This is a genomic window from Tenacibaculum agarivorans (assembly GCF_001936575.1).
Taxonomy (GTDB): domain Bacteria; phylum Bacteroidota; class Bacteroidia; order Flavobacteriales; family Flavobacteriaceae; genus Polaribacter; species Polaribacter agarivorans.
Genome location: NZ_MSMP01000025.1, coordinates 64,481 through 75,307, shown reverse-complemented (window position 1 = coordinate 75,307; position 10,827 = coordinate 64,481). Strand labels below are relative to the sequence as shown.

The following is a 10,827-nucleotide window of genomic DNA, read 5'->3' as shown; positions in this document are numbered from 1 at the left end:
GTGCTACTATTTTTAATGATTTAAAAATGTTGTAGTTTGGTTTGAATTCGTATTTTTGTTTGACTTTTTAAAATTCATAAACTAATGAACTTACACGAATATCAAGGTAAAGAAATATTAAGTAGTTTTGGCGTTCGCACACAACGCGGTATAGTAGCAAGTACACCTGAAGAAGCTGTTGAAGCAGCTAAGAAATTAACTGAAGAAACAGGAACAGGTTGGCACGTAATTAAAGCTCAGATTCACGCAGGTGGTCGTGGAAAAGGTGGTGGAGTTAAGTTAGCTAAGAATTTAGATGAGGTAAAAAGCATTTCTGATGATATTCTAGGAATGATGTTAATTACACCTCAAACTCCAGCAGAAGGTAAATTAGTAAATCAAGTATTAATTGCTGAGGATGTATATTACCCTGGAGATAGTGAGCCGAATGAATTTTATATGTCGGTTTTATTAAATCGTTCTACAGGTAGAAATATGATTATGTATTCTACCGAAGGAGGAATGGATATTGAAGCAGTTGCTGAAGAAACTCCACATTTAATTTTTACTGAAGAGGTTGATCCAGGTACTGGATTATTACCATTCCAAGCACGTAAAATTGCTTTTAACTTAGGTTTAAGCGGAGGAGCAATGAAAGAAATGATAAAGTTTGTTACTGCTTTATATACTGCTTATGTAAAGTCTGATTCTGCTTTATTTGAAATCAACCCAGTATTAAAAACTTCTGATGATAAGATTTTAGCAGTAGATGCTAAAGTAACTTTAGACGATAACGCTTTATTCCGTCATAAAGATTATGCAGAAATGCGTGATACTCGTGAGGAAAATCCAATCGAAGTTGAGGCTAAAGCTGCTGGTTTAAACTATGTAGATTTAGATGGAAATGTTGGTTGTATGGTAAACGGAGCTGGATTAGCTATGGGTACTATGGATTTAATTAAGCAAGCAGGTGGTGAGCCAGCTAACTTTTTAGATGTAGGAGGTACTGCTGATGCTAAGCGTGTTGAAACTGCTTTTGGAATCATTTTAAAAGATCCAAATGTAAAAGCAATCTTAGTAAACATTTTTGGAGGTATCGTTCGTTGTGATCGTGTAGCGCAAGGAGTAGTAGATGCATACAAAAATATGGGAGACAAAATTAATGTTCCTATCATTTGTCGTTTACAAGGTACCAATGCTATAGAAGCTAAAGAATTGATCGATAATAGCGGAATGGAAATCATTTCTGCTACTGAGTTCCAAGAAGCTGCTGATAAAGTAGGAGATGTTCTAGGAGCTTAATATAAGCACCGTGACATTGCACGCATCAATGATATTCAACCCCATTTTAATAAATGGGGTTTTTTATTTTCTTTTTTCTAAAAATAATTGCTTTTATATTGATAACTAGTTTCTTACAATGTAATAAAAATGTTAAGATCTGGTATTTTCAAATTTATATCATTTTAGATTTTTCTTTTACAACTTGTTAAAGATTACAGCTAAACCTTAACATATTTTTATTCTTTTTATTTTCTTTTTGAGTAGGGGTAAAACATTGTTTTTTAAAGTGTTAACTTATTGTTTAGTATTTGTGGTTTATACTAGTGTTTTCTCATTTTTTGGTAATAGAATACTGTTGTTTTGTTAAATCATCCATAACTTTTAACCTAAAAAACTGCTATACATTTGTATCAGATAGTAAGTTCAATATGAGCTGATTAACATTGGTTAAAATAGAAGACATAATTAAAAAATAGAAACACCTCCAATTAAAACCTATCATTATGAAATCAATCAAATTATTAGTAGTAGCTATCGCATTTGCTTCAAGCACAATGACATTTGCAAACACAAAACCTAATACAGACAAAGAGATCGTAAAGTCTGTAATGCGTCAAGAAATTCAAAAGCTGTTACATAGCCCAAAGTTTGTAGTAGAAAAAAACACAAATGTAATTGTAAAGTTAACGGTGAATAGAAATAACGAAATTGTAGTTTTATCTGTAGAAGCAGATAGAAATGTAAGTGAAATTTCAAGTTATGTAAAAGGAAGATTAAACTATAAGAAATTAGCAAAAAGAACAGAGAGTAAGGTATATACTTTACCACTTAAAATTTTAGCTAAATTATAGTAGTATTTTAAAACTAAACATATTAGGAGAGCTTCTCAATTTTGAGAAGCTTTTTTGTTTTCCTTTGGGGATGACTGAGGTGTCACTTCGTGATGTATTAGAGAAGGATGGAAATAAATTCTCTACTTCGATTTTACTTTTGATTTCGATGAACTCAATCACCAGTAAAATCACTTGGCATTTTTGAGATATAAACTCCTTAAAAATTTATCAAAACTACATCAGTTTATTGTATTTGACGTTTTGAAATGAAACAATAGTTTTCTTTATGGTGTTAACACCATCAGTTTTTCTGACATAAGAGCTAGATTCCTTGTATTTAGTAGGTTGTAGACTGTTTTAGAAAACGTTTTAGTAATTTATTTGTTATGTAAAGGTAAATTAAATGTAAAATTAAAGTTAAATGAAATTGGGTTGTAATTCATATACTTCTGAAAAAAACAAATCGAATTTTATCATTTTACAACTTTCTAGAGTTGCTTTTTTAGAGATTAGCAAATAATTACTTTTCATAAACATAGTATAATTGAAAAAGGGATGATTCTCAACCGTTTTCGTTAGTTTTCGTGTGATTTTTATTAAGTTTCGCTTAACATACCTATTGTTTTTCCGTTGTAATTTTACATCAGATTTGCAAGTCTAAAGAGATCATTATTAACAATAGTTAATTATAATTTATAACATAATTAGAACGTAAGAAGATCAACTTTAAAAAAGATCATTATGAGATCAGTTAAATTTTTATTAGTAGTAATTGCATTTGCTTCAAGTATGATGACATTTGCAAACACACAGCCAACTGTAGGTGAGAAAAAGTTAAAGTCAGTAGTAAGCCAAGAAGTTGGGAAGTTATTAGAGAACCCAGAGTTCGCAATTGAAAAGAACATGAATGTTGTTGTTAAACTAATGGTGAATGACAATAATGAGATTGTAGTTTTATCAGTAGATGCTGATTCAAATGTAAATCAATTATCGACTTTTATTAAAAATAGATTAAATTATAAAAGGTTATCAGAAAGAATGCAGTCTACTGTATATACTCTACCTATCAAAATTTTATCTAAAGCATAATAATAAATCAGTTTAGGAATATTAAAACCTCTCTTACTTTTTAGTTAGAGAGGTTTTTTTACTATTTACTTTTAGTATTTTATTTAGGCTATAATTCCCTAAAGTCAGAAATATTAGGTTTTATTTTAGAAATCCTTTCTTAATGCCAATTTCTAAATCTCCTAAGGTTAATGGTTTTACTTTTCCATAAGTAACAAATAAGGAGGGTTCTGGGTGAAAGAAATCAGAAAAAATAAATTCCGATATATCTACTTTAAATTTTTCAGAATAATTTTTAATAAAATCATGACCGTCTTCCCCCGTAATTCCTAAATCATTTTCTATAGAAGTGGTTTTCTCAAAATCAAAATTATAAGTTCCAAATGAATCTTCTAGGAACGATATTAATTCTTTATTTTCTATATGCTTTATTATCGATTAACCTAAATTAATAGTATATCAGTTTAAGATAAAATATCTTTTTCTTTCATGGCTAATGTATAATCAACCACGTTATCCAAAAAATAACGTGGTTTGTATATTTAAGTAATGTTTCTTTTACTTATATAACTGCACACGAAAGGATTCGTGCGGTAGCAGGGGGTATCTTTTAGGTGAAAATGATAATGTAAACTTATTTAAAGATCCTATTATGCTTAAACGATTTAAAGATATTGATAGTTTAAATGAAAATGATAAAAATTGTTTGTTAACTACTATTGACCATTTTATAAAAGCTTCTAAAATTAACTCTTTATAAACCCAAAAAAGCCTACTCCTTGTAACACTTTAGCAGTGTAATAGTACCTAAAAAGTTTAAGTTTTTACCCTTAGCTAGTAAGTAACTAGCTAGTTCTTGTTTGCTATTGTAAACCTTGTTTTTATATACAACACAACCACAGCTAAATACATAGCAAATTTCTTTTTCTTTCATAACAAATGGTTTAAAAAACCACGTTACCCTAAAAATAACGTGGCTTAATTTTTATCTAAATCTCGGATTGCAAATCCGAGCTATCGGGTATTCTATTCTTCAATATCGCAAAGAACACCTACTTGCCTTGCTTCTTGAATGAATTTTCGAGCTTCTTCTATAGACTTTATATCTATTTCAATCTCTTCATCATCCAATAATCTATCAACATTTGTCTTTGCTTCTTTTAAAGACATTCCAAAATATTCTGTTTGTAATTTCGTAAGGGATATTTTTTGCATACCCTCTTCCCATCCTGTTAATTTTACTTTCATATTTTTAATTCACTTTTATAGTAATAGGAGAAGGCACTGTTCCTTTATACTTTCCAGTTGTCCTTTTTCCTCCTTGAATAATTACTTCTTTAGCGTTAAACTGTTTACCTAAATCTTTAGCCATATTCCACATATTGGATCTACCCACTTGACCAGCAGAAGATCCTTGAAGATGTAATCCATTAAGATGTAATTTATCTCCTACCATTTTAAAGTTAGCAATACCCTCTACAGCTTCATCTCCGAACTTACTTGAGAAAACAATTACATCATCAGAGATTTCTCCAATCTTAACGAGATTAATTGACTTGTCTATTAATTTACTTGAATTTAAGAATCTTCCAGCAAGCACACCTGACAACAAAAAGACTGGTGAATTGAAATCATCAGTATTTATATTCCCTATAATTCTAGGGTCATGATGTTCACTGTAATAATCTATAGCTTGAAGTGCCCAATCCGCCATTGCATTGTATACCCCTTCAGTAAACCCATAATCATTAAGAGATTCAATAGTCCCTTTTCCTAGCCCTATATCACGTATTACAGTTCTATAAATTTCTAAGTATTCACTCTCAGAATACCAACCTGCGTTTTTACCTTCTTTTACTCCACCTCCGTGATAATATTCTTTTGCACCTGTTTTATACTCTCCAACATATGAATTATAACTGGTTTGGTCTCTACTTTGCCCTTCTTGAGGGTTTGTTCCTCCACTACTAGCAGATCCAGAAGAGTTGTTAGCAGAAGAAGTCTCTCCCAAATAATCTTGAGTTTCGTTTATAGCCCTTTCCCAATCATCAGTAACTTCTCCAGTTTGATCACTTCTATAATTACCGTCACCAATGTATTTCCAACTATCCGCCCCCGAAGGATCTGCCCAAAATACAGGATTATTATCAAAGGCTACACTAGTCCCTTGTGAGAAGTGCGTAACAGGATCTATCCCATTAAAACGTGCAATAGTTGGGTCGTAGGTACGTACGTCCATTTCGTAAAGGTCTAGTCCTAGACTTTGTTCAAGCTCTACACCATTATACCCAAATTTCTGGGCTACTTTATTTCCAATCGGATTGTAGTTATTGTTGTATCCTTTATGTTGTAATCCAAAAGGAAAATTAGCTACTTACAATTTTTTACGCTTTTAAATATTTTTAACCCTTTTCTAAAATTTTAAAAGCTATTTCAATGAACTTAAAAAATCAGTAGTTAGTTTTTTAACCAACTACTGATTTTAATTATATTTTTAATATGCCCTATTTACTACGTTATCACTTTGTAGGATCTGGGTTAAAAAGATATTTATTATCTTTTTTACTAAAAGTAACATCGTAATTGGGTAATTCAAAATCAAATACTAAACTAGCCCATTCGGCAATAGCATAAAAAAGACCTTCATTCTGATAATCTGTAAAATTATGACTCAATTCATGAATTTTAATTACTGTTGATTTATCTATATGATTCTCAACCCACTTTAAACCTTTAATTAAAAAATCTTTTTGAAAATCCGGAATATTCTTTAACGCTGAAAAATCAATTTCAATTTCTCTATCTAAGCTAATTGGATAATTATCCTCTGAGTGTCCTTTTTCTTTTTTTACAAAGGTTGCACCAATATCTATTGCTATGCCCCAAGTGGTTTTTAATACTCTAAATTTATGTTTAAAAACTTCCATTATTTAAATATTATTTTGTTGAAAATCTCTTTAGCAAAAAAGTATTCATCTCCCATACCAGCTGGTCTAATAATATGCTGATAAGAGTGTGAAGTTCCTTCTCCAAATAAAGAGCTGTATTTACTTAGCCAAGCATTAGCTGCGTCATCACTAAATCTGGTCATATTTAAAGTTTTTAAGCTTCCATACCCTTTAACTCTAAATTTCATAATTTGTAGTCCTTCATAACCAAAAGAACTTAGCCTAGACATATATAATTCTGCTGCTTCTCTACTTGCCCATGAATATACCCCTTCACCTAAATGAGCACTAGTGGATGAATTAGGCCAAGGTAAACCATCTCCCATAAGTCTAGCTACATCATCAGCCCCTTGAACGGTATAAAAATACCTTCCTCTTGAGAATCTATACATCCATGTTATACCTTGTATTGCCTTAGCTGTTGCCCATTCTCCTGCTAAAAACATTACTAATTGCCCAGCAGCTTCGTTACTTTCTCTCTCAGATTGATCAATATCAGATTGAGTAGGGTTATATGGGTCGTTTCCATTTAAAAAAGCAGTTCTTGATGCTCCGTTATAGGCCATTCCGTAAAACTGACCAGCACTCATATTTTTTACTGATTTTTTTCCTTTCTTATTGCCTCCACAACAACCTTCATCTGTTACATTATTATTGCTTCCGTCAGAGTTACCTCCATTGTTAGCATAATCTAAGGCTTCGTTAAATGATACTTCTTTACCATTGATTACATATTTACCAGTATCAAAATTATAAATAGAATCTGCTCCACTAGGATCAGCAAAGAAAACAGGGTTATTATCAAAGGCTTGGTAAGGAGAAAAGTCATAATGTATTACAGGATCTATTGAAGTCCATCTTGCAACAGTTGCATCATACTGACGCATGTCCATTTCCATTAGGTTGAGCCCTAATGCTTCTTCTAGTTCAATTCCATTGTACCCAAACTTCTGAGCGGTGCTATTACCAAGTGAAGAAATGTTGTTATTATATCCTTTTTGCTTCAATCCAAAGGGATAATAATTTTTTTCTTCAATGATTTCGGACTGCGATATAATTCCGTCTTTGTTATTGTCTGTATACGAGAGTCTTACATTTCCTAAGTGATCGGTATATTGGTATACATATTTAAATGATGAGGTTGCCGTACTACCGCTTGTAATGACAGGCTTTATATATCCTTCAGAGCAGTTGAAGAATTGTAAATTTCCATTTTCATAAATATGATTGCCAGTATAATCGGTTACGGTACCGTTGGCATTTTTTCGAAGCTTTACACCTGAAGCATCATATACATAATAGATGTTTTTACCTGCAATAGTTACTTTAGTAGGTAAATTTAAATGGTTGTATTCTATTTCAGTAATACCTTTATTTACATCAATACGCATATTACCATTAGGATCATAACTATAATCATTTGCTGTATCAGCAGCTGTATTTACAGCATCATCCTTAAAACCAAACTGATCAATAGTTGCGTTATCTGTAACTTTTGCTAATCTATTGCTATTAGGTACATAGCTATAACTTAAATCATCCATCACTCCAAAGCTGGTTGCATTGGCATTAATATGTCCGTTTCTTTTAAGTGTTAAAATATTTCCATTCTTATCATACGTAATGCCAGATACATTATATTTTGAGGTGGTCAATCCAGTAGCATCTATAATTCGGTTCATGGCATCATAAGTATAGGTATAGGTCTTAGTAGATCTATCTACATTCTGAGTTTGCCAGCTGGTTTGGGCAATATTACCATTATATAGTCGCTTACTTACAGGCACAGATACTTCGTTATATTTTAGGCTAAAGTTAAATAAATCGTTGTCATTAAATGCATCTTGGTTAATATTTGTTAACCATCCACGAACATTATATTTGTAATCTACTTTTTGTAAACCTTTGCTGTTGTCTACTAATTTTAGATCTTTAATTTTGGAGTTAGGCTCATACATACTTATGTCTCCTAATAAAGTATCTGTTGAATTAGTAGATGAAGTATAAAAAGTAACTCCATTCTTTTTATAATGTATTTTGTTTCCAATGCGTTCTACTCTTAGTATATCCCCTTTTTTAAATGTGCCAAATTCTCCTTTATTTCTACCGTTTTCAAAAACCAGAAGTCGCTTATTCCAATACGCATAAACCGCAAAATTAATGGTATTATAATGAGCGTTTCTATTAGTTGAAGATAAACCAACCATAGTTGGGTTGTGTTCTGTTAGAGCAATGAATTCAATATAACCATCTCCTGCAATAGAAGCTTTTGTAGCCAAACCATGAGACCAACCTCTAGCATCAGTTTTAGTTATTGTATTGTTACTAACCGATAAACCACTAGTGATATTGGTATAGCCTGTTTTTGTACCATTACCTAACAATTTACTCTCTAACTGTCCTAAATCGTCATAATTATTTTTAACAATACGTTCTGAGATTTGGTTATTTATTTGTTGGTTTTGGCTTACCAATCTATCCATATGATCGTATTCAAAACGGTCTATAGTTACAATATCTGCCTTTCCTGTTTTTTTATGGGTAGTTTTGGTTTCTAATACTTTTCCTGTAAAATCATGTAACTTACTTTCTACAATATCAATAGTATTTAAATAGTCATTTTTACTATACACATAAATGGGTCTAGTTTTTTCATCATAATAGGTCACGGTAGTGATCCAAGTATTAGTGCCTAATACTCTAGTTTTGGTAACCGTAGGTAAACCTTTGGTTCTGGTTGTAGAACTTTGTCCGTAACTAGTGGTTACTGAAGTACTCAATCCACTAGGTAAATGTACATAGGTGTCGTAGTAATTTATACTGTAAAGATGTGATACATTATTAGGAATCGCATTTTTGGTGTAAAAAATAGTAGTGCCACCATAATTCTGGGCTCCTGATCTTGTTTCATAAGGGATATAATTATGAGCCACATTTTGCAGTGTAACTCTCGAAGAACTATTTGATGTATACCCAGTGTACACAACTCTTCCTAATTGATCATATTTGGTTAATAACCATTGATTCTTAGCTTTTAGGTTGGCATCTTGGGTTAATACAGGTCGGTCTAACTTATCATATACAATATATTCCCATCCTTTACCTGGTGTTTTCTTTTCTACCAGTCGGTTTCTATAGTCATATTTGTATTGATAACATAGTTCTGAAAACTCTGTAGCTGATATTCCAGTAATTGTATTGGTGTTTACTTTAGGAGGAATTACGTAAGTAAGATTTCCAAAATCGTCGTATACATAATAGGTATCATGAGCTAATTCTCCATTTAAAGAAACTGTTCCTAAGCTTGCCAAAGCATAGGTTCTTTTTAAAACGACTTGGCCTCTTGAGTTTTTAAATTCTTCTACGGTATGTAGTTTGCTGTTAGTTCCATCATGATTTTCATCTTTTACAATAGCTTTGTATAATTCTCCAGTTCCATAATGTCCTTGAGAAGTTAGTTGAGGAACATATAATTGCCCTTGTTGAGTTACATTTGCACTAAAATGTACTACTCGATCTGCCGCGGCATTAAAATCAGTGTCAAAATCTACAGTATGTCCACCATGTGCTTTCCAATCGTTACCAGGAGCAGCCTGTTGTTCTACTTTATTCAAAGGAGAATGATCATACACTTTTTGGGCATAGGCATTAATCTCTAAAGTAGGTGTAGTAGGATTAAAGTCTGCTGGGAATTTGTTTTTATAATACTGCTGTGTAGCTAAAGCAACATCAGTGGTTCTATACCCTGTATTAGTTAATCCATCCGAATAAGGTAGATATTCTTTTTCTTTTCTACCTTGAGTATCATATGTAATATGGCTTATAATATCATTTTTTTGTGCACCTGCACTTACGCTTATTGCTTGTTTTGGACGCCCCAATGCATCATAATAGGTAGTTTGAGCAATTTTATCATCAGCACTAGCACTAGCTAATTGATTCTCTTTGTAAGCATTTTTATAAGCTACAGTATGAATATAGTTTTCATCGGTAGCCTGATAATTTCCACAATTTTTTAATTGAACTTCAAAAGGTATACTGTGTATGCTAAACTTATTTTCAATACGATTATACCCTCGTAAATAATAGGTGCCAGATTGCGTTACTGTATACGTATTTGCAGCATTTGATCTTGAAGCCCCTTGTGGATTGGTACCTTGCCAATACCATGTAATGTCAGTATGTGGTTCAGGTAATTTTTGTAAAATAACTTCATCACAATCTTCACTTTTTACAATAGGGATATCAGGTATTGGATTATAAATAATATCTATAGGCAGACTCTTATTAGAAGCAGTCAATAAAGTATTCTTTTGGTAAGCAAAACTAAAAGAAACACTACCGTTTCGTACAATATTATCTGAAGATACTGGTGTTACTAGATTACCTAATGGTCCTCCTCCAATGGGAGTTGAACCTAAAAGAGCTGTTGTTATACTACTTTCTGTTGTATCAATATTGCTATTACTGGTCCATTTTACAGTAATTTCATTTTTAGAACTCCTAAGAATAACACCTCCATACACTGTCCAACGCCATTGTTCAATACCTTCAAAATCGAATTTATAAACTGATATTTCTTGTGTAGTTACTTCAATTGGACCATCAATTTGATTAGGTATGATTATATCGATATCATTTTCAATTAGTGTAAGTTGTGAATATCCTAAATAACTACTTAAAAGTAGCATACTTAATATTATTAATTTTTTCAT

8 protein-coding genes are annotated in these 10,827 nt (G+C 31.8%); 3 read left to right on the top strand and 5 right to left on the bottom strand.

Translation table 11 applies throughout. From position 1 onward, the window contains the following. Positions 1 to 84 precede the first annotated feature (84 nt). The 3 genes from sucC to BVC87_RS17215 all read left to right on the top strand — a co-directional run bounded on the left by sucC (position 85) and on the right by BVC87_RS17215 (position 3,185). A complete protein-coding gene (gene sucC, locus BVC87_RS17225; protein WP_075343647.1) occupies positions 85 to 1,281 on the top strand; it encodes an ADP-forming succinate--CoA ligase subunit beta in 1,197 nt (398 codons plus the stop codon). A 485-nt stretch (positions 1,282 to 1,766) separates the two neighbouring features. Next, entirely contained in the window at positions 1,767 to 2,114 is a 348-nt protein-coding gene (locus tag BVC87_RS17220) for a hypothetical protein (protein WP_143569819.1), read from the top strand. A 723-nt stretch (positions 2,115 to 2,837) separates the two neighbouring features. Further along, on the top strand, positions 2,838 to 3,185 hold the full coding sequence (locus BVC87_RS17215; protein ID WP_075343645.1) for a hypothetical protein: 348 nt from the start codon (positions 2,838 to 2,840) through the stop codon (positions 3,183 to 3,185). A 120-nt stretch (positions 3,186 to 3,305) separates the two neighbouring features. Here BVC87_RS17215 and BVC87_RS23965 read toward each other — a convergent pair whose 3' ends face one another. The 5 genes from BVC87_RS23965 to BVC87_RS17185 form a co-directional block, all read right to left on the bottom strand. Then, entirely contained in the window at positions 3,306 to 3,569 is a 264-nt protein-coding gene (locus BVC87_RS23965; RefSeq protein ID WP_394331641.1) for a DUF1493 family protein, read from the bottom strand. A gap of 621 nt (positions 3,570 to 4,190) precedes the next feature. Then, positions 4,191 to 4,412 carry a hypothetical protein gene (locus tag BVC87_RS17200; RefSeq protein ID WP_075343644.1) on the bottom strand — a complete coding sequence of 74 codons (222 nt, stop codon included), beginning with the start codon at positions 4,410 to 4,412 and terminating at the stop codon, positions 4,191 to 4,193. 4 nt (positions 4,413 to 4,416) lie between these two features. After that, on the bottom strand, positions 4,417 to 5,481 hold the full coding sequence (locus BVC87_RS17195) for an RHS repeat-associated core domain-containing protein (RefSeq protein ID WP_083629571.1): 1,065 nt from the start codon (positions 5,479 to 5,481) through the stop codon (positions 4,417 to 4,419). 202 nt (positions 5,482 to 5,683) lie between these two features. Continuing rightward, a complete protein-coding gene (locus BVC87_RS17190; RefSeq protein WP_075343642.1) occupies positions 5,684 to 6,091 on the bottom strand; it encodes a hypothetical protein in 408 nt (135 codons plus the stop codon). Then, positions 6,091 to 10,827 (bottom strand): DUF6443 domain-containing protein, encoded by a 4,737-nt coding sequence (locus BVC87_RS17185; RefSeq protein ID WP_075343641.1) that lies wholly within the window; start codon positions 10,825 to 10,827, stop codon positions 6,091 to 6,093. Before BVC87_RS17185 ends, BVC87_RS17190 begins: the two co-directional genes overlap by 1 nt.

Excerpts from the sequence above, each read along its gene's own strand:
- BVC87_RS17220 (WP_143569819.1), top strand. The coding sequence starts at position 1,767 with ATGAAATCAATCAAATTATTAGTAGTAGCTATCGCATTTGCTTCAAGC.
- sucC (WP_075343647.1), top strand. The coding sequence starts at position 85 with ATGAACTTACACGAATATCAAGGTAAAGAAATATTAAGTAGTTTTGGC.
- BVC87_RS17215 (WP_075343645.1), top strand. The coding sequence starts at position 2,838 with ATGAGATCAGTTAAATTTTTATTAGTAGTAATTGCATTTGCTTCAAGT.
- BVC87_RS17200 (WP_075343644.1), bottom strand. The coding sequence starts at position 4,412 with ATGAAAGTAAAATTAACAGGATGGGAAGAGGGTATGCAAAAAATATCC.
- BVC87_RS17185 (WP_075343641.1), bottom strand. The coding sequence starts at position 10,827 with ATGAAAAAATTAATAATATTAAGTATGCTACTTTTAAGTAGTTATTTA.
- BVC87_RS17190 (WP_075343642.1), bottom strand. The coding sequence starts at position 6,091 with ATGGAAGTTTTTAAACATAAATTTAGAGTATTAAAAACCACTTGGGGC.